21 protein-coding genes are annotated in these 25288 nt (G+C 74.2%); 7 read left to right on the forward strand and 14 right to left on the reverse strand.

The window, feature by feature from the left end:
• Nucleotides 1-30: 30 nt before the first annotated feature.
• The 7 genes from ACRYR9_RS01615 to ACRYR9_RS01645 all read right to left on the reverse strand — a co-directional run bounded on the left by ACRYR9_RS01615 (nt 31) and on the right by ACRYR9_RS01645 (nt 9206).
• Entirely contained in the window at nt 31-1788 is a 1758-nt protein-coding gene (locus ACRYR9_RS01615; RefSeq protein WP_432540176.1) for a dipeptide ABC transporter ATP-binding protein, read from the reverse strand.
• The gene (locus ACRYR9_RS01620) at nt 1785-2732 is read right to left on the reverse strand and encodes an ABC transporter permease (protein ID WP_432491942.1); all 948 of its coding nucleotides are present in this window, start codon (nt 2730-2732) and stop codon (nt 1785-1787) included. The genes ACRYR9_RS01615 and ACRYR9_RS01620 overlap by 4 nt, the downstream gene beginning before the upstream one ends.
• Entirely contained in the window at nt 2725-3651 is a 927-nt protein-coding gene (locus ACRYR9_RS01625; protein WP_432491940.1) for an ABC transporter permease, read from the reverse strand. Before ACRYR9_RS01625 ends, ACRYR9_RS01620 begins: the two co-directional genes overlap by 8 nt.
• A 133-nt stretch (nt 3652-3784) precedes the next feature.
• Nucleotides 3785-5416 carry a peptide ABC transporter substrate-binding protein gene (locus ACRYR9_RS01630; RefSeq protein WP_432491994.1) on the reverse strand — a complete coding sequence of 544 codons (1632 nt, stop codon included), beginning with the start codon at nt 5414-5416 and terminating at the stop codon, nt 3785-3787.
• Nucleotides 5417-5734: 318 nt separating this feature from the next.
• A complete protein-coding gene (gene ychF / locus ACRYR9_RS01635; RefSeq protein WP_432491938.1) occupies nt 5735-6820 on the reverse strand; it encodes a redox-regulated ATPase YchF in 1086 nt (361 codons plus the stop codon).
• Between the two features lie 74 nt (nt 6821-6894).
• Nucleotides 6895-7161, reverse strand: coding sequence for an acyl carrier protein (locus tag ACRYR9_RS01640; RefSeq protein ID WP_432491936.1), 267 nt, complete (start codon nt 7159-7161; stop codon nt 6895-6897).
• Nucleotides 7158-9206, reverse strand: a complete 2049-nt coding sequence (locus ACRYR9_RS01645) for an HAD-IIIC family phosphatase (protein WP_432491934.1) — start codon at nt 9204-9206, stop codon at nt 7158-7160. Before ACRYR9_RS01645 ends, ACRYR9_RS01640 begins: the two co-directional genes overlap by 4 nt.
• Before the next feature lie 389 nt (nt 9207-9595).
• On the opposite strand from ACRYR9_RS01645, the gene ACRYR9_RS01650 reads away from it, so the two are divergent.
• The gene (locus ACRYR9_RS01650; RefSeq protein ID WP_432491932.1) at nt 9596-10783 is read left to right on the forward strand and encodes a DNA recombination protein RmuC; all 1188 of its coding nucleotides are present in this window, start codon (nt 9596-9598) and stop codon (nt 10781-10783) included.
• Here ACRYR9_RS01650 and ACRYR9_RS01655 read toward each other — a convergent pair.
• Nucleotides 10770-11771, reverse strand: coding sequence for a 4-hydroxy-3-methylbut-2-enyl diphosphate reductase (locus ACRYR9_RS01655; protein WP_432491992.1), 1002 nt, complete (start codon nt 11769-11771; stop codon nt 10770-10772). The two genes, ACRYR9_RS01650 and ACRYR9_RS01655, sit on opposite strands and share 14 nt — an antisense overlap.
• A 130-nt stretch (nt 11772-11901) precedes the next feature.
• Here ACRYR9_RS01655 and xseA point away from each other — a divergent pair, with 130 nt between their 5' ends.
• A complete protein-coding gene (gene xseA / locus ACRYR9_RS01660; RefSeq protein ID WP_432491930.1) occupies nt 11902-13188 on the forward strand; it encodes an exodeoxyribonuclease VII large subunit in 1287 nt (428 codons plus the stop codon).
• Between the two features lie 97 nt (nt 13189-13285).
• Nucleotides 13286-13525 carry an exodeoxyribonuclease VII small subunit gene (locus tag ACRYR9_RS01665; RefSeq protein ID WP_432491990.1) on the forward strand — a complete coding sequence of 80 codons (240 nt, stop codon included), beginning with the start codon at nt 13286-13288 and terminating at the stop codon, nt 13523-13525.
• Between the two features lie 39 nt (nt 13526-13564).
• Here ACRYR9_RS01665 and ACRYR9_RS01670 read toward each other — a convergent pair whose 3' ends face one another.
• Entirely contained in the window at nt 13565-14191 is a 627-nt protein-coding gene (locus ACRYR9_RS01670) for a DUF4245 domain-containing protein (protein WP_432491928.1), read from the reverse strand.
• Between the two features lie 56 nt (nt 14192-14247).
• Between ACRYR9_RS01670 and glpX the strand changes: the two genes are divergently transcribed.
• The 3 genes from glpX to ACRYR9_RS01685 all read left to right on the forward strand — a co-directional run bounded on the left by glpX (nt 14248) and on the right by ACRYR9_RS01685 (nt 17581).
• Nucleotides 14248-15288, forward strand: coding sequence for a class II fructose-bisphosphatase (gene glpX, locus ACRYR9_RS01675; RefSeq protein WP_432491926.1), 1041 nt, complete (start codon nt 14248-14250; stop codon nt 15286-15288).
• Nucleotides 15288-16226: a carbohydrate kinase family protein gene (locus ACRYR9_RS01680; RefSeq protein ID WP_432491924.1), complete on the forward strand. Its 939-nt coding sequence runs from the start codon at nt 15288-15290 to the stop codon at nt 16224-16226. The genes glpX and ACRYR9_RS01680 overlap by 1 nt, the downstream gene beginning before the upstream one ends.
• A 164-nt stretch (nt 16227-16390) precedes the next feature.
• The gene (locus ACRYR9_RS01685) at nt 16391-17581 is read left to right on the forward strand and encodes an L-talarate/galactarate dehydratase (protein WP_432491922.1); all 1191 of its coding nucleotides are present in this window, start codon (nt 16391-16393) and stop codon (nt 17579-17581) included.
• A gap of 35 nt (nt 17582-17616) precedes the next feature.
• On the opposite strand, the gene ACRYR9_RS01690 is transcribed toward ACRYR9_RS01685, so the two are convergent.
• From ACRYR9_RS01690 to ACRYR9_RS01710, 5 genes are all read right to left on the reverse strand, one after another.
• A complete protein-coding gene (locus ACRYR9_RS01690) occupies nt 17617-19029 on the reverse strand; it encodes a GNAT family N-acetyltransferase (RefSeq protein WP_432491920.1) in 1413 nt (470 codons plus the stop codon).
• A gap of 179 nt (nt 19030-19208) precedes the next feature.
• Nucleotides 19209-20462, reverse strand: a complete 1254-nt coding sequence (locus tag ACRYR9_RS01695) for an ABC transporter ATP-binding protein (protein WP_432491918.1) — start codon at nt 20460-20462, stop codon at nt 19209-19211.
• Nucleotides 20463-20484: 22 nt separating this feature from the next.
• Nucleotides 20485-21327: a carbohydrate ABC transporter permease gene (locus ACRYR9_RS01700; RefSeq protein WP_432491916.1), complete on the reverse strand. Its 843-nt coding sequence runs from the start codon at nt 21325-21327 to the stop codon at nt 20485-20487.
• Nucleotides 21327-22280, reverse strand: coding sequence for a carbohydrate ABC transporter permease (locus ACRYR9_RS01705; RefSeq protein ID WP_432491914.1), 954 nt, complete (start codon nt 22278-22280; stop codon nt 21327-21329). Before ACRYR9_RS01705 ends, ACRYR9_RS01700 begins: the two co-directional genes overlap by 1 nt.
• Nucleotides 22277-23584, reverse strand: a complete 1308-nt coding sequence (locus tag ACRYR9_RS01710) for an extracellular solute-binding protein (protein ID WP_432491912.1) — start codon at nt 23582-23584, stop codon at nt 22277-22279. Before ACRYR9_RS01710 ends, ACRYR9_RS01705 begins: the two co-directional genes overlap by 4 nt.
• A gap of 214 nt (nt 23585-23798) precedes the next feature.
• On the opposite strand from ACRYR9_RS01710, the gene ACRYR9_RS01715 reads away from it, so the two are divergent.
• Entirely contained in the window at nt 23799-25232 is a 1434-nt protein-coding gene (locus ACRYR9_RS01715) for a class II fumarate hydratase (RefSeq protein WP_432491910.1), read from the forward strand.
• Nucleotides 25233-25288: the final 56 nt, after the last annotated feature.

Raw genomic sequence — 25288 nt, forward strand, 5'->3', positions numbered from 1 at the left:
GCCGCTGCCGGCCACCGCGGGGCGCGCCGCTCAGGCCCCCAGCTGGATGTTCCCGCCGGGGATGGCCTCCAGCAGCGCCCTCGTGTACGCCTGCTCCGGGGCGTCGAACACCTCGTCGGTGGTGGTCGCCTCCACGAGGCGGCCCTTCTCCATGACCACCACGTCGTCGGCGATCTGGCGCACCACGGCGAGGTCGTGGGTGATGAACAGGTAGGTCAGGCCCAGCTCGGCCTGCAGGTCGTTGAGCAGGGCGAGGATCTGCCCCTGCACGAGCACGTCGAGGGCGCTGACCGCCTCGTCGCAGACCACGACCTCCGGGTTCAGGGCCAGGGCGCGGGCGATGGCGACGCGCTGGCGCTGCCCGCCGGAGAGCTCGTTGGGGTAGCGGCGCAGCGCGGCGGCCGGCAGCGAGACCTTGTCCAGCAGGTCGCGCACCCGCGCCTCGCGCGACTTCGCGTCGCCCACGCCGTGCACCCGCAGCGGCTCCTCCACCGTGCGGAAGATGCTCCAGCTGGGGTCCAGCGACCCGTAGGGGTTCTGGAAGATCGGCTGCACCCGCCGGCGGAACCGGAAGAGCTCCTTGCGGTCCAGCTCGGTGAGGTCCACGCCGTCGAACAGGACGGAGCCGCTGGTGGGCGGCAGCAGGCTCAGCACCATCTGCGCCACGGTGGACTTGCCCGAGCCGGACTCGCCGACCACCGCCGTCGTCGTGCCGCGGCGCACCGCGAAGCTGACGTCGTCGACCGCGCGCAGCGTCTCCCCGCGCAACCCCGAGCCGCGCAGGCTGAACTCCTTGACGAGGTTGCGGACCTCGATGACGTTCGGCGTGACGGCGTCGGCGCCCACCGCGCGGGTTCCCGCCGACGCGTGCGCGCCCCCGGCGGCGCGCTCGTGCGCCTCCAGCGCGTGCTCGCGGGCGTGCTCGACGACCTCGGCGCGGTGCGCGGACTCCAGGCGCCGGGAGGCCAGCGAGGGCGCGGCCTCCACCAGGCGCCGGGTGTACGGGTGCTGCGGGCGCTGCAGGATCTCCAGCGCCGGGCCGGACTCCACCACGCGCCCCTTGTACATGACCACCAGGTGCTCGGCGCGCTCGGCGGCCAGGCCGAGGTCGTGCGTGATGAGGAGCACGGCGGTGCCCAGCTCGGCGGTCAGGGTGTCCAGGTGGTCCAGGATCTGCCGCTGGACGGTCACGTCCAGGGCGGAGGTCGGCTCGTCGGCGATGAGCAGGCGCGGGCGCGAGGCCAGGCCGATGGCGATGAGGGCGCGCTGGCGCATGCCGCCGGAGAACTCGTGCGGGTACTGCTTGGTGCGCCGGGCGGCGTCGCTCAGGCCGGCCTCCTCCAGCAGCTCCACCGCGCGCTGCTTCGCCGCCGCGCCCTTGGCCAGGCCGTTGGCGGCCAGCGCCTCGCGGATCTGGAAGCCGATCGACCACACCGGGTTCAGGTTGGACATGGGGTCCTGCGGCACCAGGCCGATGTGCCGGCCTCGCAGCTGCACGAACTCCTTCTTCGAGGCGTGGGCGATGTCCTTGCCGTCGAAGAGGACCTGCCCCCCCACCACCCGGCCGTTGCCGGGCAGCAGGCCGATGACGGCCTGCGCGGAGGTGGACTTGCCGGAACCGGACTCCCCGACGACCGCCACGGTCTGCCCGGGGTAGACGCTGAAGCTGGCGTCGCGCACGGCGTGGACGGTGCCGCCGCCGGAGGTGAAGTCCACCTGCAGGTCGCGCACCTGCAGCAGCGGCGTGCCGCGGTCCACGGGTCCGGAGGTGGTGCTGAGCTCGGTCACCGGGTGCGGCCCTTCGGGTCGAGGGCGTCGCGCAGGGCGTCGCCGAGCATGAGGAACGACAGGACGGTCACCGACAGGGCGATCGACGGCCACAGCAGGATCCACGGGTCGGTGCGCACCGAGGGCACGGCGTTGCTGATGTCGCCGCCCCAGGAGACGACGCTGCTGGGCAGGCCGATGCCGAGGAACGACAGCGTGGCCTCGGCGGCGATGAAGGTGCCCAGCGAGATCGTCGCCACGACGATGACCGGGCCCAGCGCGTTGGGCAGCACGTGTCGCAGCAGCGTCGCGAAGCGCCCCAGCCCCAGGGACTTCGCCGCGGTGACGAACTCGTTGCCGCGCACCTGCAGCACGGAGCTGCGCATGATGCGCGCCACCTGCGGCCATCCGAACAGCGACAGCGTCAGCGCGACCGTCCACACGTTGCGGCCCTGCAGCGCCTGCAGCATGACGATGGCGCCGAGGATCAGCGGCAGCGCGAAGAACATGTCCACCACCCGCGAGAGCAGGGCGTCCAGCCAACCGCCGAAGAACCCGGCCAGCGCCCCGACCGTCCCGCCGACCACGACGACGATCGCGGTCGTGAGCAGGCCGACGCTGATCGAGGCGCGGGCACCGTGCACCAGGCGGGCGTAGACGTCGGTGCCCAGGCGGGTGAACCCGAGCGGGTGCCCCTGCGAGCCGCCCTCCAGCGCGCGGGCCAGCTCCTGGTAGCGCGGGTTCACCGAGGTGAACAGCGAGGGGAACAGCGCCACCACGACCAGCAGCAGGATGATCAGCGAGGGGATGATGAAGAGCGGCCGGCGGCGCAGCTGCTTCCAGGCGTCGCCCCACAGGCTCGCCGAGGGCGCGGACTCGTCGACGGCGTCGACGGCGGCCAGCGGCGTCTCCTCCAGGGGGGCGACGTAGTGCTCCTGCCCGGCGCGCGCGGTGGTCTCAGACATAGCGGATCCTCGGGTCCAGGACGGCGTAGAGCAGGTCCACGACGAGGTTGGCGAGAAGGTAGACGAGCACCAGGACCGTGACGACGGAGACCACGGTGGGTCCCTCGCTGCGGATGACGGCCTGGTACAGCAGCCGGCCGACGCCCGGCACGTTGAAGATGCCCTCGGTGACCAGGGCCCCGCCCATCAGCGCGCCGAGGTCGGCGCCCAGGAAGGTCACGACCGGGATGAGCGAGTTGCGCAGCACGTGCACGGTGACCACGCGCGGCCGCCCCAGGCCCTTGGCGGTCGCGGTGCGCACGTGGTCGGCGCTGAGCGCCTCGGCCACGGAGTTGCGCGTCAGCCGCAGCACGTAGGCGAACGACAGCGCCCCCAGCACCGCCCCGGGCAGCAGCAGCTCCGAGAAGGACGGGTCGCCCCCGACGGTCGGGTCGACGATCCCCCACTTCACCCCGAACAGGTACTGCGCGGTGAAGCCGAGGACGAACACCGGGATGCCGATGACCACGAGGCTGAGGAAGAGCACGGTGGAGTCGAAGACGCCGCCGCGGCGCAGACCGGCCAGGAAGCCGAACGTGATGCCGAGCACGGCCTCGATGGCCAGGGCGATCAGGGCCAGCTTGATGGTGACCGGGAACGCCTCGGCCAGCTGCTCGATCACCGGCCGCCCGGAGAAGGAGGTCCCGAAGTCGAGGGTGAAGATGCCCTTGATGAAGAGCAGGTACTGGACGATGAACGGCTCGTCCAGGTTGTACTGCTCGCGCAGCGCCGCGATCGCCGTGGGGCTGGCCGGGCGCTCGCCGAACAGGGCCAGGATCGGGTCCCCCGGCAGCAGGAAGACGAGCGCGTAGATCAGCAGCGTCGCGCCGAAGAAGACGGGCACCATCTGCAGCAGACGGCGTCCGATGTACCAACCCATCACGAGCCTCCTCGGGGAGCCGGCCGTCCCTGGCCGCCCCCGGCCGTTGTCCTTGCCGGCGTCCTCGTGCGCAGCACGCGCACGCGCGTCAGGGGTGGACCGGCCGGAAGCGGTCCACCCCTGAGCGCCGTGATCAGCTCTTGGTGATCTGGTAGTACAGCGGCACGCTGTTCCAGCCGAACTGGACGTCGCTGGCCGCCTCGGACGAGCCGCCGGTGACGTTGGAGTACCACAGCGGGATCGCGGGCAGGTCCTCGAAGAGGATCGACTGCGCCTGCTGCAGCAGCTCGTTCGCCTGCCCGGTGTCGGTCTGCGCGGCGGCCTGCTCCAGCAGCGCGTCGAACTCCGGGTTGCTGTAGTCGCCGTCGTTGGAGCCGGCGCCGGTGGCGTAGATCGGCGCCAGGAAGTTGTACAGGCCCGGGTAGTCCGCCTGCCAGCCGGTGCGGAAGGCGCCGGTGATGGTGCGGTTGGTGACGTCGGTGCGCAGCGCCGCGAACGTCGGGTACGGCGCGCCCTCGGCCTGGATGCCCAGCGTCTGGCGGATGTAGGCGGCGGTGGCGTCGACCCACTCCTGGTGCCCGCCGTCGGAGTTGTAGGCGATGGTGAACGTGCCGGTGTACGGCGCGATCGCGTTCGCCTGCTCCCAGAGCCGCTTGGCCTCCTCCGGGTCGTAGGCGAGCACCTCGTTGCCCGGGACCGTCTCGGAGTAGCCGTCGATGACCGGGGAGGTGAAGTCCTTCGCCGGGGTGCGGGTGTCCTGGAAGACCGTCTCGCAGATCTGGGCGCGGTCGATGGCGTGGGAGATGGCCTGCCGGCGCAGCTCGCCCTCCTCACCGCTGAAGTGCGGCAGGTTCTGCGGGATGGTGAAGGACTGGAACACCGCCGAGGGCTGGTTGACGGCGCGCTCGCCGAGGTCGTCCTGGAAGGTGGACAGCGCCGACGGCGGGATGTTGTCGATGACGTCGAGGTTGCCGGACTGCAGGTCGGCGTAGGCGGCGTCGTAGGTCTCGTAGAAGACGAACGCCAGCGAGTCGTTCTGCGCCTGCCGCGGGCCGGTGTAGCTCTCGCTCGGCACGAAGTCGATGCGGGCGTTGTGCTGCCAGGCGTCGGGGGCGGCCAGCTTGTAGGGGCCGTTGCCGACCGGGCTCTCGCCGAAGGCGTCCATGTCGTCGAAGGCCGAGGCGGGCAGCGGGTAGAACGCCGAGTAGCCCAGGCGCAGCGGGAAGTCGCTCTCCGGCTGCACCAGCGCCACGGTGAAGGTGGTGTCGTCCACGACCTGCAGGCCGGACATGGTCTGGGCGGTCGGCGGGTCGGCCTGGACCTCCGCGAAGCCCTGGATCGGCTCGAAGAAGTAGCTCGACAGCTGCGCGTTGGTGCCCAGGGCGCCGTAGTTCCAGGCGTCCACGAAGGAGCTGGCCGTGACCGGGGTGCCGTCGGAGAACGTCTGGTCCGGCTTGAGGGTGATCGTGTAGTTCTGCCCGTCGGTGGACTCGATGGACTCGGCCACGTCGTTCTCGGGGGAGCCGTCGGCCTGGTAGTAGACGAGCCCGGCCCACAGCGAGTCGAGCAGGCGCCCGCCGCCGACCTCGTTGGTGTTGGTCGGCACCAGCGGGTTCTGCGGCTCGGTGCCGTTGGCGATGACGTCGCCGCCGGAGCCGGCGCCCTCGGTGCTGCCCTCGCCCTCGTCCTCGCTGCCGCCGCACGCCGCGAGGGTGCCGACGGCCGCGGCGCCCAGCAGGCCCGCCAGGCCGGCGCGGCGGGTGATCACGGGACCGCGGGAGACGAGGCCGGTGCGGCGCGCGAGGCCCTGCTCGTCGTCCTTGTCGAAGCTGCTCACGGTGGGACTCCTCCTAGCAAGCACGTCTGCTTGGGCACGTTGCCCAGGTACGGCGGCTCCTGCTGGGCAGGATGTCCACCACTAGCGGTCGGGCAGCACGTTAACACCCGTGGTCGCGGGTGTGACGCGAACTCGCCCGATCACCGGCGGCGCCCGGGCGGGCTCCCCTCCAGTGTCGCTCGCCGTGAGGGGTGCTGCACACCACGCGCCGCACCCCCGGCCGCGTGCCGGCGGGCACGGACGGGCTCAGACGTTGAAGCGGAACTCCACCACGTCGCCGTCGGCCATGACGTAGTCCTTGCCCTCGATGCGGACCCGGCCCTGCGCCTTGGCCTCGGCCATCGACCCGGCCGCGACCAGGTCGGCGAAGGAGACGACCTCGGCCTTGATGAAGCCGCGCTGGAAGTCGGTGTGGATCACCCCGGCCGCCTGGGGCGCCGTGGCGCCCTTGCGGATCGTCCAGGCGCGCGACTCCTTCGGCCCGGCCGTCAGGTACGTCTGCAGGCCCAGCGTGGCGAAGCCCACGCGCGCCAGCTGGTTCAGGCCCGGCTCGTCCTGCCCGACCGAGGCCAGCAGCTCGGCGGCCTCCTCGGCGTCCAGCTCGGCCAGCTCCGACTCCAGCTTGGCGTCCAGGAAGACCGCCTCGGCCGGCGCCACCAGAGCGCGCAGCCGGTCCATCCGGGCCTCGTCGCCCAGCACGGTCTCGTCGACGTTGAAGACGTACAGGAACGGCTTGGTCGTCAGCAGGCCCAGCTCGCGCAGCAGCTCCACGTCCACGTCGTCGGCGGCCGTCGCGGCCGACAGGGGGCGCCCGGAGTCCAGGACCGCCTGGGCCGCCTGCGCGGCCCGCAGGACCGCCGGGTCGGTCTTCTTGCCCTTGACCTCCTTGTCGAGGCGGGGCAGCGCGCGCTCGAGCGTCTGCAGGTCCGCCAGCACCAGCTCGGTGTGCACGGTGGCGATGTCGTCGGCCGGGTCGACGGTGCCGGCCACGTGCACGACGTCGGGGTCGGCGAAGGCGCGGGTCACCTGGCAGATGGCGTCCGCCTCGCGGATGTTGGCCAGGAACTTGTTGCCCAGCCCCTCGCCCTCGCTGGCGCCCTTGACGATGCCGGCGATGTCGACGAAGGACACCGTCGCGGGCACCGTCTTCTCGCTGGAGAAGATCCGGGCGAGCTCGTCCAGGCGGGGGTCCGGCAGCGGCACCACCCCGACGTTGGGCTCGATCGTCGCGAACGGGTAGTTCGCCGCGAGGGCGTCGTTCTCGGTGAGAGCGTTGAACAGGGTGGACTTGCCCACGTTGGGGAGTCCGACGATGCCGATGGTGAGGGCCACGGGGACAGCAGCCTACCGCCGCCCGGCCCCGCGCCCCGCCGGTGGGCGGGTCGCGGGACCGGCGGCCGGGCTCATCAGCCCGCGGCGGCGGCCAGGAAGCGGCGCAGCTCCCCCACGTCCGCGAAGGAGGTCAGCTGGGCGTCGGTGAACTGCACGCCGAACTCCGACTCCAGCGAGAACATGATGTTGATGTGCGCCAGGGAGTCCCACCCGGGCACGTCCCCGGCCGTCGTGGTCTCGCTCAGCTGCAGCTGCTCGTCGCCCAGCACGTCGCGGAAGACCCGCAGCACCCGCCCGTCGACGCCGTCCTCGCCCAGCAGCTCACCCGTCCGCTCGCTCACCGCGCCACCTCCTGCTCCTGCCGGCGCTGCGCCGGCACCTCGTCCTCGTCGCCGCCCGGACCCGCGCTCGGGGCCGTGACGTCCACCTGCACCTCGATCAGCCCAGGGGTCTGCACCCGCTCGGGCACCGTCAGCACCCAGCTGGTCGAGCCCTCCCCCGCCAGGCCGTCGGCACCCTCTTCGCGGCTGAAGCCCAGCCGCTCGTACAGCCCCGCCACCTGGGAGTTCTTCGCCGTGGGCACGTAGGTGCCCCGCAGGCGCCCGCAGCCCGCGGCCCGCGCCTGCTGCACCAGCACGCCGAACATCTCGTCCTCCAGGGTGCGGCCGATGACCCGGCAGCTCATCAGCCAGCTGTCCACCTCCAGCACCGGGCCGTCCGCGTCCTGCACCCGCTGCGCGAGCAGCACGCCCACCACGCCGTGGTCGGCGAAGCGGTCGCGCAGGCGGACCACCTGGGCGCACCGGTCCGGGTCCGCGGCGAAGGACTCCACGTCGGCCAGGGAGTGCCGGCGGGTCGTGAGGTTGAACTGGTTCGTCTTGCCCAGCAGCTGCGCCACGCGCGCCACGTTCGCCGGCCCCAGCGGCGCCACCTCGGCGCGCATGCCCAGCCCGCCCAGGTAGTCCTCCAGCGACCCGGCGGAGGCGCGCTCCTCGGCCGCCAGCGCGCGGGCGCGGTACTGCTCGGTGCGGGCGGCGTCCTCGGCCGTCAGGGCGTCGGTCTCGAAGAACGGGTAGCGCGCCAGGGCGGCGACGTACCCGGCCGGTTCGGCCGGCAGCGGAACCACGTCCACCGCGGGGGCGAGCTCGCGCACCGCCTCGCGCTCGGCGGGGTTGTCGTCGACGAAGACCAGCGCGTCCTCGCCGATGCCCAGGGTCGCCGCGATGCCGCGCACCGCGGTGGGCTTGTCCTCCCAGCTGGCCTTGAGGACGGCGACGTCGTCCAGGCTCACGAGGACGTCCGGGTTCTGAGCGAAGACCTCGCGCACGAGCTGCTCGTCGTTCTTGGAGCAGATGGCCAGGACCACGCCCTTGTCCTTCAGCGCCAGGACGTACCGCTGGAAGGCGCTGTACGCCTCGCCGGCGGCACCGGTCCCCAGGGTGATGCCGTGCACGCCGACCTCGCCCAGCACCCCGCCCCACAGCGTGTTGTCCAGGTCCAGCACGAGGCACTTGCGCGAGGCGCCCAGCTGGGCGGCGAGGACAGCGGCGGTGTGCCGGGCCAGCAGCGGCACGCACGCCAGCGACACGGCCTGCTTGGCGGCGTGCACGTAGCGCGGGTCGGTCCAGGTGCGCTTGCCGACGTCCGCGGCGAGGCGCTCGCAGTCGACCAGCGCGACGCCCTGCCCGGCCGGTGAGGCGGCGACCTCGCCGAGGCGCTCGGAGAAGCGGCGCAGCAGCGAGGTCCGCGAACCGGGCACGCGCGCCGCGAGGTGGCCCAGCGGCTCGTCGGGCGGCACGACGACGCCGTGCTGCACGACGCGGGCGCCGAAGCGCTCGCGGGCCAGGTCCCACAGGGACGTCCAGCGCGCCACCTCGGCCTCGACGGCGGCCGCCGGGTCGGCCACCGGCGGGTGCAGGTCGACCTCGGCGGCGTCCACGGCCAGGACGACGACGTCGGGGGCGAACTCGTGCAGGCCGCTGGTGGGGTCCAGCAGTTCCTGCCGGTAGAGGCCGTAGCCGCACTCGTAGACCTCCACGTCCACCCCGGCCCGCGCGCACGCCAGCGGCAGCAGGCCGGTCAGCTGGGTGGTGGTGTAGCTGCCGAGCACGGCCACGCGCGCGCGCCGCGCCGGAGCGGGCAGGTCGGCGCGGTGGCGCTGCCACAGGCGCGAGGCCGCCAGCCAGCCGGCGAAGTCCTCACCCGCGTCGATCGAGGCGAAGGCCCACTGCACGGCGCGGCGCGCGTCCCCCGCGCCCGACAGCGCCCGGGCCAGGTCGAGGCAGGCGCGCTGGGTGGGCACCTGCTGCGCGGACACGGCCGCCAGCGCCCGGCCCACCGGGTCCTCGTCCCGCTCCCGCGGCTCAGCGGCGTCGACGTGGTCCATCGTGTTCCCCCCTGGTCGATCGGTGCCGATCGTCTGCATCGGTGTCGAGCGGTGCCGCGGGGTGAGCCGGTGCCGGGCGCCCCCACCCGTCGCGCACCGCACCCCCGCAACTCTCTCGTCGCGTCACTGTAGTGGAGGGGGTTCGGGGCGCACCGCGAGTTCCCCGCCACCGACAGGTCAAACAGGTCGACGTGGCGTGAACACTGCGCGACGCACCGCCACCACCACGGCGGGCTCTTCGCCGGCGGACGGCACGTACCGCCGCACCGCTCACCACCCCGTCACGGTGCGCACCGTATCGACCACTCGGTGTCCGGAGAAGGGGCCGGCGCGCATCACCCGGACGGAGCAGCACCGGCCGGCCGGCCGGCGACTGGCACAGTGCGGGCGTGGACGTCAGCCCCGCCGCCCTGCTGCTCACCGGCCTGCTGGTGGGCCTGGTCACCGGCCTCGCCCTCGGGCTGCTGCTCGCCCGGGCGCTGCGGCGCGCCGACGCCGCGGCCGCCGCCGCCGAGCGCGACCTGCTGCGCGAGCGGGTCGCCGAGCTGGCCGAGCGCGACGCGCAGGGGCGCGAGCTGACCGCGGCCGTGGCACCGGTCGCCGACACCCTCGGGCGCGTCGAGGCGCAGGTGCGCACCCTGGAGCGCGACCGCGTGGAGCAGTACGCCCGGCTCACCGAGCAGCTCGCCGCCGTGGCCGCCGGCACCGACGCGCTGCGCACCCAGACGGCCTCGCTGGCCGGGGCGCTGCGCGCCTCCAGCTCCCGCGGGTCCTGGGGGGAGGTCCAGCTGCGCCGCGTCGTCGAGCACGCCGGGATGCTGGAACGGGTGGACTTCACCCAGCAGGCCACCCTGACGACCCGCGACGGGCGCACCGTGCGCCCCGACCTCGTCGTCGACCTGCCCGGCGGCAAGCACGTCGTGGTGGACGCCAAGGCACCGCTCGCCGCGTTCCTGCGCGCCAGCGAGCTGGACGAGGGCCCGGCGCACGAGGCGGCGCGGCGCGCGGAGCTGGCCGCGCACGCCAGGGCGCTGCGCGGGCACGTCGACGCCCTGGCGGCCAAGGACTACCCCGCGGCCGTGCAGGACTCCCCGGACGTCGTCGTCTGCTTCGTGCCCGGGGAGGCGTTCCTGGCAGCAGCCTGCGAGGCCGACCCCGCCCTGCTGGAGCACGCGATGAGCCGGCGCGTGGTGCTGGCCACGCCCACCACGCTGCTGGCGCTGCTGCGCACCGTGGCGCTGACCTGGCAGCAGGACGCCGTGGCGGGCAGCGCGCGCGAGCTGTTCGCCCTCGGCCGCGAGCTCCACGAGCGCCTCGGCACGCTCGGCGGGCACACCGCCTCGCTGGGCCGGACGCTGCACCGCGCGGTGGAGGACTACAACCGCTTCGTGGGCACCCTGGAGCGCCGGGTGCTGGTCACGGCGCGACGGCTGCGCGACCTGGACGTCGCCGACGGCGACCTGCCGGCGGTGGGGCCGCTGGAGGACGCCGTGCGGCCGCTGACGGCCCCGGAACTGCTGGAGGACGGGCGGCAGGAGCCCGGGGTGCGCGAGGAGCGCGGCCTCAGAGGGGGGTGAGCGGCAGGCTGCGGCGCTTGAGGTCGCGGCGCAGGTCCGTGGGCAGCGAGAAGACGAGGTCCTCCTGCGCGGTGGTGACCTCCTCCACGGAGCCGTAGCCGCGCGCCGCCAGGTGCTCCACGACCTCGCGCACCAGCACCTCGGGCACCGAGGCGCCGGAGGTGACGCCCACCGTGGTCACCCCCTCGAACCACGCGTCGTCGATCTCCACGGCGGCGTCCACCCGGTGCGAGGCCCGCGCCCCCGCGTCGAGGGCGACCTCCACCAGCCGCACGGAGTTGGAGGAGTTCGCCGATCCCACGACGATCACCAGGTCGGACTCGGCGGCGATCTTCTTCACGGCCACCTGGCGGTTCTGGGTGGCGTAGCAGATGTCGTCGCTGGGCGGGTCGGCCAGGTTCGGGAAGCGCTCGCGCAGCCGGCGCACCGTCTCCATCGTCTCGTCGACGCTCAGCGTCGTCTGGGACAGCCACACGAGGTTGTCCGGGTCGCGCACCTCGATCGTGTCGGCCGCCTCGGGGCTGTCCACGACCGTGATGTGCTCGGGGGCCTCGCCCGCGGTGCCCTCGACCTCCTCGTGGCCGGTGTGGCCGATGAGCAGGATCTGCGCGTCCCGCTCGGCGAAGCGCACGGCCTCGCGGTGCACCTTCGTGACCAGCGGGCAGGTGGCGTCGATCGCCTTCAGCGAGCGCTCCTCCGCCTCGGCGCGCACCGCCGGGCTGACGCCGTGCGCGGAGAACACCACGTGCGCGCCCTCGGGCACCTCGGAGGTCTCCTGCACGAAGACCGCCCCCCGCTCGGCGAGCGTGCGCACCACGTGCTTGTTGTGGACGATCTCCTTGCGCACGTAGACGGGGGCGCCGTACAGCTCCAGCGCCTTCTCCACCGCCTCCACGGCCCGGTCCACGCCGGCGCAGTACCCGCGCGGCGCGGCCAGCAGCACCCGCTTGCCGCCGTCCCACGCGGCGCGCTCGCCGGCCCCGGCCAGCGCCGCGGTGTCGTTGCAGTCGTCGGCGGCGGTCGCGGCGGGGGTGTCGAGGAGGGGCTGCGTCACGCCCCCATGGTAGGTCGCCCCCCGGACGCCCCGCCCCCGCTCGGCGGGCGGGCAGGATGGGCCCGTGAGCGCGCACCCGTCCCCGCAGCGGTCCCCGGCCGAACCGCCGCGCCGCCCCGGCACCGCCGGGGAGACCAGCGCGGAGCACCCGTGGCCGGTGCGGCTGCTGGCCTCCAAGATCGACGCCTACGTGGCACGGATGCCCTGGACCTGGGTGGAGGGGCAGGTCGTGCAGGTCAGCGACCGCCCCGGCGCGCACGTGGTCTTCGTGACCCTGCGCGACACCGACACCGACATCTCCCTGCCCGTCACGCTGACCCGCCGGGTGCTGTCGCGGTTGCGCGACGTGCTGCCCGACGGCCTGCGCCACGGCACGCGCGTCGTCGTGCACGCCAAGCCGGAGTTCTACGCCAAGCGGGGCAGCCTGAGCCTGGCCGCCGACGACGTGCGGCCCGTGGGCGTCGGGGAGCTGCTGGCCCGCCTGGAGCACCTCAAGCGCGTGCTGGCCGCCGAGGGCCTGTTCGACGCGGAGCGCAAGCGCCCCCTGCCCTTCCTGCCGCGCGTGGTGGGCCTGGTGTGCGGGCGCGCCAGCGCCGCCGAGCGCGACGTGGTGGACAACGCCCGGCTGCGCTGGCCGGCGGTGCGCTTCGAGGTGCGCGAGGTCGCCGTGCAGGGTCCGGCGGCGGTGACGGAGGTGAGCGCCGCGCTGCGGGAGCTGGACGCGCTGGAGGAGGTCGACGTCGTGGTCGTCGCCCGCGGCGGTGGCAGCGTGGAGGACCTGCTGCCCTTCAGCAACGAGGCGCTGGTGCGCGCGGTCGCGGCGGTGCGCACGCCCGTCGTCTCGGCCATCGGCCACGAGGTCGACAACCCCCTGCTGGACCTGGTCGCCGACGTGCGCGCCTCGACCCCCACGGACGCCGCCCGCCGCGTGGTGCCCGACGTCGCCGAGGAGCTCGCCGGAGTGGCGCAGCTGCGCTCACGGGCCCGGCGGGCGGTGGCGGCGCGCGTGGAGCGGGAGCGCTCGGGCCTGCTGGCGCTGCGCAGCCGCCCGGTGCTGGCGGCCCCGCACGTCCTCGTGGACGGCCCCGCGGCGGAGGTCGGCAGGCTGCGCGAGCGCACCCGCCGCGCGCTGGCCGGCCGGCTGGACCGGGCGGCGGTGGAGGTGGAGCACCTGCGCGCGAGCGTGCGGGCGCTGTCGCCGCGCTCGACGCTGCTGCGCGGGTACGCGGTGGTGCGGGCGGTGGGTGCGGACGGCACCGCCCGCGTGGTGCGCGAGCCGGCCGACGCGCCGGCCGGCACCGTGCTGCGGGTGCGCCTGGCCGACGGGGAGCTGACCGCGCGCGCCGGCTGAGCGACGGCCGGGCGACGGCGGGGCCCGCGTCGCCGGCCCGGGGGTGGACCTAGGGTCTGTGCCCGTGCCGACCAAGCGCGAGAAGCCCGAGACACCCGTGGACGCAGCCGCCGAGGCGCCGGCGCTGCCCGACGACATCGCCGCCCTGGGCTACGAGCGGGCCCGCGACGAGCTCGTGGACGTGGTGCGCCGGCTGGAGGCCGGCGGCACAGGCCTGGAGGAGTCCCTGGCCCTGTGGGAGCGCGGGGAGGCGCTGGCCGTGGCGTGCGAGCGCTGGCTGGAGGGCGCCCGCGCCCGCCTGGACGCGGCGCGCCCGCCGGGCGGCGACGAGGGCTGAGCGGCCGGGGCGGGTGCGCCCGCGGGCGTCCCCCGGTCGTCAGGGTGCGGGTGCGCCCCACTCGGCGCCCGCCGCCGCCCAGCCGGCCTCGGTGGCGCGCGCCAGCTCGGCCAGCACGGGGTAGCCGGCCTGGCCGACGGCGATCACCGTGAGGCCGTCCTGGGTGCGCAGCAGGCTGCGCCGCCCGCGGTCCTCCTGCAGCAGGCGCTCCCACTGCCGCCCGTCCACCTCGAGGGTGCCGTCGGCCGCCCCGCCGCCGGTCTGCGCCCGCTGCCAGGCGGCCGTGGCGTCGCGCGCCACCTCGAGGGCGACGTACTCCCCCTCGTCGGTGCGGTAGCCGACGTGCCAGGTCGTGACGCCGTCGGTGGAGCGGTTGACCTCCGCGGAGGTGGGGGTCCACCCCTCCAGCCCGGTGGGCACCGGGGGCGTGAAGGGCAGCCCGGCGCCGGCGCCGGCCGCGGTGCCGGCCACGTCCGCGGGCGGCTGCTGGATCGAGCCGGGTCGCGGCAGCGCCCACACCACCACCGCGACCAGGCCGAGGATCACGGCCATCGACAGCAGCATCGACTGCACGTTGCCGCCGCGCCGGGTCCGCGGCACGCCGCGGGGGTCCTCGCCGGGAGGTGCGGGTGCCTGGTGCGCGGGGGTGCTGCCGGTCGTGCTCACGGGCTCCATGGTGCCGGATACCCTGGCGGCCCGACGACGTCGACCGTGGAGGTCACATGTCCCAGAACGCCTCGCCCCAGCTGCCCGCGGCGCTCGCCGTCGGGACGGAGGCCCCCGACCGCAACCTGGCGATGGAGCTGGTGCGCGTGACCGAGGCCGCGGCGATGGCGGGCGGGCGGTGGGTGGGCCGCGGGGACAAGAACAAGGCCGACGGCGCCGCGGTGAACGCGATGCGCACCCTCATCGGCACCGTGAGCATGAACGGCACGGTCGTCATCGGCGAGGGCGAGAAGGACGACGCCCCCATGCTCTTCAACGGCGAGCGCGTCGGCGACGGCAGCGGCCCGGAGTGCGACGTGGCGGTGGACCCCATCGACGGCACGACCCTGACCGCGCGCGGGATGCCCAACGCGGTGGCGGTGCTGGCGGTGGCCGAGCGCGGCACCATGTACGACCCCAGCGCCGTCTTCTACATGGACAAGCTGGTGGCCGGCCCGGAGGCCGCCGAGGTGGTGGACATCCGCCTGCCGGTGAAGGAGAACGTGCGCCGGCTGGCGCGGGCGAAGAACCGCTGGGTGGAGGACGTCACCGTCTGCATCCTGGACCGCCCGCGGCACGCTCAGCTGGCGCAGGAGGTCCGCGACGCGGGGGCCCGCATCAAGTTCATCTCCGACGGCGACGTCGCCGGCGCGGTGATGGCGGCGCGCGAGGGCACCGGCGTGGACCTGCTCATGGGTGTCGGGGGCACTCCCGAGGGCATCATCGCCGCCTGCGCGATGCACTGCCTGGGCGGCACGATCCAGGGGCGCCTCGCCCCGCGCGACGACGACGAGCGCCAGAAGGCGCTGGACGCCGGCCACGACCTGGACGCGGTGCTGAGCACCTCCGAGCTGGTCGCCAGCGACAACGTGTACTTCGTCGTGACCGGCATCACCGACGGCGAGCTCGTCGGCGGGGTGCGCTACCGCGGCGACACGATCAGCACCTCCAGCATCGTGATGCGCTCGAAGTCGGGGACGATCCGCCGGGTGGAGTCCGAGCACAAGCTGTCGAAGCTGCGCGCCTACTCGGCCGTCGACTTCACCGGCCCGCGCTGATGGCGCGCGCCCTGGTCGTCGGCGAGTCCCTCGTGGACGTGGTGCGCTCGGCGGACGGCACCGTCGCCGAGCACCCCGGCGGCAGCCCGCTGAACGTGGCGTACGGGCTGGGGCGGCTGGGGCACGGGGTGTCGCTGCTGACGCGCCTGGGCGACGACGAGCACGGCCGGCTGCTGACCGGGCACCTGGCGGCCGGGGCCGTGGCGCTGGCGCCCGGGGCGGTGGACGAGCTGCCGACCTCGGTGGCGCGCGCGCAGCTGGACGAGCAGGGCCGCGCCTCCTACGACTTCGAGCTGCAGTGGCGCCTGCCGGCGGCGGGTGCGGACGAGCTGCTGGGCGGCGGGGTGGACGGCGGGGTGGACGTGGTGCACACCGGGTCCATCGGCGCGGCGGTCGCCCCGGGCGCGCAGCAGGTGCTGGAGCTGCTGCGCTCGGCGCGGTCGCGGGCCACCACCAGCTACGACCCGAACGTGCGCCCGGCCTTCCTGGGCTCGCCGGAGCAGGCCCTGCCCCTGGTGGAGGCGTTCGTCGAGAGCGCCGACGTCGTCAAGGCCTCCGACGAGGACGTGGCGTGGCTGTGCCCGGGCGAGGACGTGGTGGACGTGGCGCGCCGCTGGCAGCGCCGCGGTCCGGCGCTGGTCGTGGTGACCCTCGGCGGGGACGGCGCGGTGGGCGTCGCGGGGGCGGGCACGCTGCGGGTGCCGGCGCCGCCGACGCGGGTGGTGGACACCGTCGGCGCGGGCGACGCCTTCACCGCGGGGCTGCTGCACGCGCTGGCCGGGCACGACCTGCTGGGACCGGCGGCGGCACGGCGGCTGCGGGCGCTGCGGCTGGACGCGCTGGAGGACGTGCTGCGCACGGCGGCGCGGGTGGCGTCGCTCACGTGCTCGCGGGCGGGGGCGAACCCGCCCACGCGCGAGGAGCTGGCCGCCGGCTGACACCGCGCCGGCGGTGACCACCGGTGGCCCCGACCGGTGATGCCCCGGCGGCATCGTGCGATGCCGGAAAGCTCCTGGACAGGCATCGCACCGGCTTCCTACGGTGGCGGCACCGTCGCCGACGACGCCCGCCGTCCTCGGCTCCCCGCCGACCCGAGGAAGACATGACCACCAGCGACCTCGCAGAGCCCGCCCTCGTGCCGCCGGCCTCCGCCGCCCCCTCCCCCGTCCTGGACCGCATCGCGTCCGTGACCCTGTCCTCGGTGGTGCTGCCGCTGACGGCGGCGATCAGCGACGCCAAGGTGCTCACGGGACGCCAGCGGGCCATGACGGAGGTCGTCTTCCTGTTCGCGGAGATCACCACCGAGGCCGGGCTGGAGGGCGTCGGCTTCGGGTACTCCAAGCGCGCCGGGGGCCCCGCCCAGTTCGCGCACGCGCGCGAGGTGGCCGCCGACCTGATCGGCGAGGACCCCAACGACATCGCCCGGCTGTGGACGAAGCTGGTGTGGGCCGGCGCCTCGGTGGGCCGCAGCGGCGCCTCCACCCAGGCGCTGGCGGCGCTGGACATCGCGCTGTGGGACCTGAAGGCCAAGCGGGCCGGTCTGCCGCTGGCCAAGCTGCTGGGCGCCCACCGCGACTCGGTGCGCTGCTACAACACCTCCGGCGGCTTCCTGCACGAGCCGCTGGAGCGGGTGCTGGCCAACGCCGACCGCACCCTCGCCGAGGGCATCGGCGGCATCAAGATCAAGGTGGGCCAGCCGGACGCCAAGGAGGACCTGCGCCGGGTGCGCGCGGTGCGCGAGCACATCGGCGACGACCTGCCGCTCATGGTGGACGCCAACCAGCAGTGGGACCGCCCCACCGCGCAGCGGGTGGGCCGGGCGCTGGAGGAGTTCGGCCTGGTGTGGATCGAGGAGCCGCTGGACGCCTACGACACCGAGGGGCACGCGCAGCTGGCGCGCTCGCTGGACACCGCGATCGCCACCGGGGAGATGCTCACCAGCGTCCGCGAGCACGTCGCCCTCATCGACGCCGGCGCGGCCGACGTCATCCAGCCCGACGCGCCGCGCATCGGCGGCATCACGCAGTTCCTGAAGCTGGCGACGCTGGCCGAGCACGCGCACCTGCAGCTGGCCCCGCACTTCGCGATGGAGATCCACCTGCACCTGGCGGCGGCGTACCCGCTGGAGCCGTGGGTGGAGCACTTCGACTGGCTGCACCCGCTGTTCGAGGAGCGCCTGGAGATCCGCGACGGCCGGATGCACGTGTCCGCCCGCCCGGGCCTGGGCGTGACGATCAGCGAGCAGGCCCGGGCGTGGACGGTGGACCGGGTGCGGGTGGACGCACCGCGCTGACGCGCAGGACCCGCCCGGGGGGCCGGGTGCCGCGTTCAGCGGCGCCCGGCCCGCGCGCGCCGCACCCACGCCACCGGCCGCCAGGTGCCGACCGCCTCGTGGGCACCGGCGGCCCGCCGTCCGGCCGCGCGCACGGCACCGGCGCGGCGGGCGACGTCGGCGCGCACGACCTCGGCGGCACCGCTGAGCGCGTCCACGGAGCGGCCCAGGCGCGCGGAGCGGTGCAGCTCGTCGCGGTAGGTGCGGCGCAGCAGCACCGCGCGGTCCAGCGCCGCCGGCAGCGGGCCGAGGCCGGCGGGGGCCAGGACGAGGCGCGAGGTGTGCCGGGTGGTGCGCTCCAGACGCCGCTTGTAGGCCTCCTCGCCGCGCATCAGGTCCAGCTCGGCGTACCCGGACAGCAGGGCGCGGCGGCGCACGCGCAGCAGCAGCAGCGTCCCGGGTCCGGTGGCGGCGACGTCGGCGCGGTAGGACTGCACGTAGCCGTGCAGGGCGCGCGGGCCGGCCAGGCAGAAGGTGTAGGCCACCAGCCGGCCGTCCACCCGCAGCCCGGACAGCTGCGCCACCCCGCGCGGGGCGGTGCGCAGGAACTGCGTCAGGGTGCGCCCGGACGCTCCGCGCCAGGGCTGGCGGCGGCGGGCGGCGCGCGGGTGGGCGGCGTCGACCGCCGCCAGCTCGGCCACGAGGGACGCCAGCCGCTCCTCGGCGGCGCCGGGGTGGCTCTCGCGCAGCCGCGCCACGCCCTCGAGGAGGTCGTCGACGACGACGAGCTCGCCGCGCTCGGCCAGCCGGCGCCACTGGCGGCGCTCCTCGTGGCGGGCGTGCCGGCCCAGGTCGGCGTCGTGCTCGGCGACGGTGGGCGGCAGCCGCACGGCGTGGACGGTGGCCTGGCGCAGCAGGCGCGCGCCGTAGCCGCGGGCGGCGGCCCAGCTCGTGGCGGCCTCGAGCAGCGGGTCGTCCTGCAGCACCCGCTCCAGGTCGAGCAGGGCGCCGGGGACCTCGGTCAGGACGGCGTCGAGCACGGCGGCGACCAGCCGCGGGGACGGCACGGGGCTCTCGGGCTCGGTGAGCACGGAGGCGTAGTCGCTGCCGCCGGCGCCGAGGAAGGTGACCACGGGGCGGCTGCCACCGGGGCCGGCGGCGAGCACCGCGAAGGCGCCGAAGGCGAGCAGGCGGCCCTGGCGGCGCACGCTGACGATCAGCGGCTCACCGGCGCCGAGGTGCTCGTGCACGGCGCGCGACCAGTCGGGGCCGCAGAACGGCGGGTGGCCGCCGCGCACGGCCAGGGCACGCCACTCGGGGACGGGAGCGCCGTCCAGGGACCTGCGGACGGTGACCTGCAGGCCCTGCGCGGGGTCGCGGACGAGGGCGGGGCTGTTGCCGTCGGGGTGCTCCCCGGCGGCGGGGTCGCGGGGCGCGGGGGTGAGGGCACCGGCGAGCGCGTCGACCACTGCGCCACCCGCCTCCCGCCGCTCCCGGGCCGCCGGGAGGACGGCCTCGTGGCGGGCACCTTAACCGGGCGGGGGCCACCAGCGGGACGCGCGGCGCGGGGAACTCCACTTCCCTCACCGTACGTCGCCGCTGGTGACCCGAGGTTGCGGATCAGGCGGTTCTCACCGGTCCCCGGCCTTCACGCCGGGACCCGCTCCGCCTTCTGCGCCTGGGCCCGCTCCAGCGAGCGCCGGCGCAGCGCCTCGGACTGCTCGCTGATCCTGCGGGCCTTCTCCTCGTCGCGCGTGAGGTTGGCCCCGCTGCCGGGGTCGAAGACGTGCATCCGGCGCGGGTCGAACCACAGCCGGGCGGCATCGCCGTCGCGCACGCCGCTCATGGCGTCCAGGGTGACGACCAGCTGGCTGCGCATGCTCTCCCCGTCCAGCTCGCGGTCCAGCTCGGCGAGCTGCTGCCTCGTCTCGTCGGCCGCCTCGAAGGGCACGTACGCGTACAGCTCGTTGCCCAGCCACTCGGTGACGTCGACCTGCGCCTCGAAGGTCACCGCCTCACCGGGCACGTCGGTGACGTCGGCGTCGTCGAAGTGCTCCGGGCGCACGCCGACGATGAGCAGCTTGCCGTCGTGCTCGGCGCTCACGGCAGCGGGCTTGGGGACCTCGCAGAACGGCAGCTGCAGGCGGTCCCCGCGCACCCGGGCGGGCAGGAAGTTCATCGGCGGGGAGCCGATGAACCCGGCCACGAAGAGGTTCACGGGCTGCTCGTACAGCTCGCGGGGGCTGGCGACCTGCTGCAGCACGCCCTTGCGCAGCACCGCGACCCGGTCGCCCAGCGTCATGGCCTCGGTCTGGTCGTGGGTGACGTAGACCGTCGTGGTCGCCAGGGATCGCTGCATGCGGGCGATCTCGGTGCGCATCTGCCCGCGCAGCTTGGCGTCCAGGTTGCTCAGCGGCTCGTCGAACAGGAACGCCTTGGCGTCGCGGACGATGGCGCGCCCCATCGCCACCCGCTGGCGCTGGCCGCCGGAGAGGTTGGCGGGCTTGCGGTCCAGGTGCTCGCCCAGCTCGAGCATGTCCGCCGCCCGCTGCACGCGCTGGCGGACCTCGTCGTCGGGCACCTTGCTGTGGTTGAGCTTGAGGGGGAACTCGATGTTCTCGCGCACCGTCAGGTGCGGGTAGAGCGCGTAGTTCTGGAAGACCATGGCCAGGTCGCGGTCGCGGGGCGCCAGGTCGTTCACCCGCTTGCCGTCGATGAGGAGGTCACCGTCGGTGATGTCCTCCAGGCCGACGATCATGCGCAGCAAGGTGGACTTCCCGCAGCCCGACGGGCCCACGAGGATGACGAACTCGCCGTCGGCGATGTCCAGGCTGACGTCGTTCACGGCGGGGAAGCCGTCGCCGTACTTCTTGACGATGTTCTTCAGCTCGATGCGTGCCACGGTGCAGCTCCTGTTCTCCGGGTCAGCCCTTGACGGCGCCGTTGGTGAGCCCGGCGACGATGCGCCGCTGGAACACCAGCGCGAGGGCGACGACGGGGATGGTGACGATGACGGCCGCCGCGGAGATCGCGCCGGTCGGCTGGACGAAGTAGCTGGATCCGGTGAACGAGCTCAGCGCGGCGGGCACCGGCTGGGCGTCGGAGGTCGACGTCAGCGAGATGCCGAACACGAAGTCGTTCCACGCGATGAAGAACGCGATGATCGCGGTGGTGAAGACCCCCGGGGCGGCCAGCGGGACGATGACCTTGCGGAAGGCCTGCCAGCTGGTGGCTCCGTCGACCTGCGCCGCCTGCTCCATGTCCCACGGGATCTCCCGGAAGAACGCCGACATGGTCCAGATGGAGATGGGCAGTGTCAGGGCCAGGTAGGGGATGATCAGGCCGGGGATGGTGTCGTAGAGGCCGACCCGCCGCCACAGGTTGAACAGCGGCGTGACCATCGTGATGACCGGGAAGACCGCCACCGCCAGGGCGCTGGTGAGGATCAGCCGCTTGCCGGGGAAGTTCAGCCGGGCGATGGCGTAGGCGGCGAACATCGACAGCACCACGGCGATGAGGGTCGCCAGCAGGCACGTGATGACGGAGTTGCGCAGCGCCGGCAGGAAGAGGTCGGAGGCGGTGCCGCTGAAGATGCCCTCGTAGTTCTCCCACGTGACGTTGGTGGGCAGGAAGCTGCGGTTGGACAGGTCCGCCTCGTTCTTCAGGCTCAGCGAGACGATCCAGGCGACCGGCACGAGCGCGTACAGCACGATGAGCACCGCCCCGATGTACCAGAGCGTCTTCTCCTTGGTCGACAGCGCACCCATCAGTTCTCCCCCCTCGCTCGGGCCAGGTCCACCCTGAACACCTTGATGGCCAGGAAGCAGATCAGCAGGACGCACAGGAAGAGCAGCACGGAGACGGCCGAGCCGAGACCGATCTCCAGCCTGCTGATCGTCTGGTTGTAGGCCAGTGACGACACCGTCTGCGTGCCGGCGGCGCCGTTGGTCATGATGTAGACGTTGTCGAAGATGCGGAAGGCGTCCAGGGCGCGGAACAGCAGCGCGACCATGATGGACGCCTTCATGTTCGGCAGCGTCACCCGGAACAGCCGCTCGCGCGCCGTGGCCCCGTCGACCTTCGCGGCCTCGTGCATGTCCTCGGGCACCTGCGCCAGCCCGGCCAGCAGCAGCAGCGAGATGAACGGGGTGGTCTTCCAGATCTCCGACAGGCAGATGACGGCCAGCGCTGTCCACTTGTTGGCGAACCAGTCGAAGTTCTCCGGCACCCCCGGCACCACCGCGTTCATGAAGCCGGTGGTGATGGAGAAGGCGTACTGCCAGGCGTAGGCGGAGACGACCGTGATGATCGCGTAGGGCACGAGGATGGCGGTGCGCAGGATGGGCCGCAGGAAACCGAGCACCTTGTGCATGACCATCGCCAGCGCGAAGCCCAGCACGAGCTCGACGGCGACCGTCACCAGGGTGATGAGCGCCGTGTTCGCCAGCGCCTCCCACCACAGCGAGTCGGTGAGGATGACCCCGTAGTTCGACAGCCCGATGAACTCGCGGTCCGCGGGGGCGGTGAGCCGGTAGCTGAACAGGGAGTCGTAGACCGCCTGGACGATGGGGTAGCCCGTGACGAGCACGAGGATGACGAACGCCGGCCCGGCCAGGTACCAGCCCAGTCGCGCCTCCTGGCGCGAGCGGTCGGTGCCGCGGCGGCGCTTGCCGCGCGGCGAGTTCGCCAGCTCGACCTGCGGCGTGGTGACAGCGGTCACAGCAGCCTCTCCCCCCTCAGGACTTCGAGGACGAACCGCTCGGAGATCTCCGGCGTCTCGTCGCTCACCGCGGACACCGGCTGCCAGGTGTACTGGATGCCGGTGCTGACCTCGTTGTAGTAGGCCGTCTGCGGGCGCGGGGCGGCCGTCTGCAGGGACTCGCGGATGACGTCTGCCATCGGGTACGCCTCGCGCACCTCGGGCAGGTCGTAGACCTCCAGCGCGGCGGCCGGGTTGCCGTCGCTGATCATGTACGCGGCCTGGTTCTCCGGCGAGACGATGCACTCCATGGCCGCCAGCGCCTCCTGCTGGTGCTCGCTGAAGGCGCCGACGCCGACGTTGATGCCGCCCAGCGGCGGCGCGGACGGCTCGTCGGGGCTCATCCGCGGGTAGGTGGTCCAGGCGTAGTCCTCGAAGACCGCCGGGTCCACCGTGCCCTGCTCGGCGCCCTGCTGGGCCTGGGCGTACACGAACGGCCAGTTGACCTGGAACATCACCCCGCCCTGCTCGAACAGGTCGGCGGTGGCGGCCTCGTCGCGGTTGTCGATGCCGGGCCCGGCGACGTCGGCGGCGGTGATCGCCTGCATGACGCCGGCGGCGGCCTCGCCGGCCGGGGAGTCGATGCCCAGGGCGATCTCGTCGACGGGGGCGTCGGGGTTCTCGATGATCCGCCCCCCGGCCGACTCGATCAGGGCGTTGACCCAGACGGTCATGGACTCCGCGCGGGTGCCCTGCACGCCGATGGCGCTGTCCTGGGCGGCGGCGGCGTCGATGATCTGCTGCCACGTCCACGTGGAGGCCTGCGCGGGGTCCAGACCGGCCGCGCGGGCCATCGACTCGCGGTACCAGAGCAGCTGCGTGTTGGCCCAGAACGGTGCGGTGACCAGCTCCTCGTCCCAGGTGGCGCCCTGCACGGCGCCCTCGGCGACGCCGGCGGTCAGCGACCGCTGCAGGTCGTCCGGGATGGGGGCCAGGAAGCCCGCCTCGGCCGCCTCGGGCACGAAGACGGGGTCCAGGCTCATCAGGTCGATGGAGGAGTCACCCCCCGCCAGGCGCCGCATGAGCTGCTCGCGCTGTGCCGCCGCGTCGCGCGGCAGGATGGACGTCTCGATGGTGTAGGCGCCCTCGGCCGCGGCGGTGCACCGCTCGGCGATGGTGGCCTGCCCCCCGGCGTCCGGGTTGACGTACCAGGTGAGCACCGGCGGGCCCGAGGCCCCGGTGCCGTCTCCGCACGCGGCCAGGCAGCTCGCCAGCACGACGCCGGCACTCACCGCCCCGACCCGGGTGCGCCACGCGCTGCTCACTCGCTCCTCCTCCGACGTCGTCGTCCGGCGGACCACCCGGCGAGCGGGAACCCCGCCCGCCGTGCGTGCGGCCAGCGTGCACCCGCACCCCGGAGCACGCACGCGGAGATCACCCCTGGACCGCCTCCACGGCGGATCGTGAGCGGACCGTGATCTGCGCGACAACCGGCACCGCCGCGGCGGCGCGGGGCCGGGCCCTTGGCAGGATGGCCCCATGGCCACTGACGACCGCACGCGCGAGGACAGCGCGCAGGGCACCGAGTACCGCGTCGAGCACGACACGATGGGAGAGGTCCGGGTCCCGGCCGCCGCCAAGTACCGCGCGCAGACGCAGCGCGCCGTGGAGAACTTCCCGATCTCCGGCACGCCGCTGGAGAGCGCGCACATCGGGGCGCTGGCGCGCATCAAGAAGGCCGCCGCGCTGGCCAACGCCGAGCTCGGCGTGCTGGAGCAGGACCTGGCGCGCGCGGTGGCGGACGCCGCCGAGGAGGTCGCGTCGGGCCGCTGGGACGCCGAGTTCCCCGTGGACGTCTTCCAGACCGGCTCGGGCACCAGCTCCAACATGAACGCCAACGAGGTCATCGCCACCCTGGCCACCGAGCGGCTGGGCCGCCCCGTGCACCCCAACGACCACGTCAACGCCTCGCAGTCCTCCAACGACGTCTTCCCCACCTCGGTGCACGTGGCCGCCACGTCGGCGGTCGTGAACGACCTGGTGCCGGCGCTGGAGCACCTGCAGGCGTCGCTGCGCCGCAAGGCGGAGGAGTTCGCCGGCGTGGTCAAGTCCGGGCGCACCCACCTCATGGACGCCACGCCCGTCACGCTGGGGCAGGAGTTCGCCGGCTACGCCGCGCAGGTGCGCCGCGGCGTCGAGCGCGTGCGGGCCACGGTCGGGCGCGTCGCGGAGGTCCCGCTGGGCGGCACGGCGGTGGGCACGGGGATCAACACCCCGCCCGGCTTCCCGCAGCGGGTCATCGAGCTGCTGGCCGCCGACACCGGCCTGCCGCTGACGGAGGCCGAGGACCACTTCGAGGCGCAGGGCGCCCGGGACGCGCTGGTGGAGCTGTCCGGCGCGCTGCGGGTCGTGGCGGTGAGCCTGACGAAGGTGTGCAACGACCTGCGCTGGATGGGCTCGGGCCCGCGCACCGGGCTGGGCGAGCTGCGGCTGCCGGACCTGCAGCCGGGCAGCTCGATCATGCCCGGCAAGGTCAACCCGGTGGTGCCCGAGGCCGTGCTCATGGTGTGCGCCCAGGTCGTGGGCAACGACGCCACCGTCGCCTGGGCGGGCGCCAGCGGATCGTTCGAGCTGAACGTGCAGATCCCGGTGATGGCCCGCAACGTGCTGGAGTCGGTGCGCCTGCTGGGCAACGCCTCCCGCCTGCTGGCCGACCGCACGGTCGACGGCCTGGAGGCGGACGTGGAGCAGTGCCGCCGCTTCGCGGAGTCCTCCCCCTCCATCGTGACCCCGCTGAACCGGGTCATCGGCTACGAGGCCGCCGCGAAGGTCGCCAAGCACGCCGTGGCGCACGGGACGACGGTGCGCGAGGCCGTGGTGGCCCTGGGGCACGTCGAGCGCGGCGAGCTCACCGAGGCCCAGCTCGACGAGGCGCTGGACGTCATGTCGATGACGGCGCCGAAGCGGTCCTGACCCGCTCGGCGCGGTGAGGCGAGGGGGCCCGGGCGAGGACGCCCGGGCCCCCTCGG

It is taken from the genome of Kineococcus auxinigenes (assembly GCF_050871525.1).
Lineage (GTDB): Bacteria > Actinomycetota > Actinomycetes > Actinomycetales > Kineococcaceae > Kineococcus.

Bases quoted from the DNA above. Each gene is read 5' to 3' on its own strand.
- ACRYR9_RS01620 (WP_432491942.1), bottom strand. From the start codon at position 2,732: ATGTCTGAGACCACCGCGCGCGCCGGGCAGGAGCACTACGTCGCCCCC.
- ACRYR9_RS01625 (WP_432491940.1), bottom strand. From the start codon at position 3,651: ATGGGTTGGTACATCGGACGCCGTCTGCTGCAGATGGTGCCCGTCTTC.
- ACRYR9_RS01645 (WP_432491934.1), bottom strand. From the start codon at position 9,206: ATGGACCACGTCGACGCCGCTGAGCCGCGGGAGCGGGACGAGGACCCG.
- glpX (WP_432491926.1), top strand. From the start codon at position 14,248: ATGTCCCAGAACGCCTCGCCCCAGCTGCCCGCGGCGCTCGCCGTCGGG.
- ACRYR9_RS01680 (WP_432491924.1), top strand. From the start codon at position 15,288: ATGGCGCGCGCCCTGGTCGTCGGCGAGTCCCTCGTGGACGTGGTGCGC.
- ACRYR9_RS01685 (WP_432491922.1), top strand. From the start codon at position 16,391: ATGACCACCAGCGACCTCGCAGAGCCCGCCCTCGTGCCGCCGGCCTCC.
- ACRYR9_RS01700 (WP_432491916.1), bottom strand. From the start codon at position 21,327: ATGGGTGCGCTGTCGACCAAGGAGAAGACGCTCTGGTACATCGGGGCG.
- ACRYR9_RS01715 (WP_432491910.1), top strand. From the start codon at position 23,799: ATGGCCACTGACGACCGCACGCGCGAGGACAGCGCGCAGGGCACCGAG.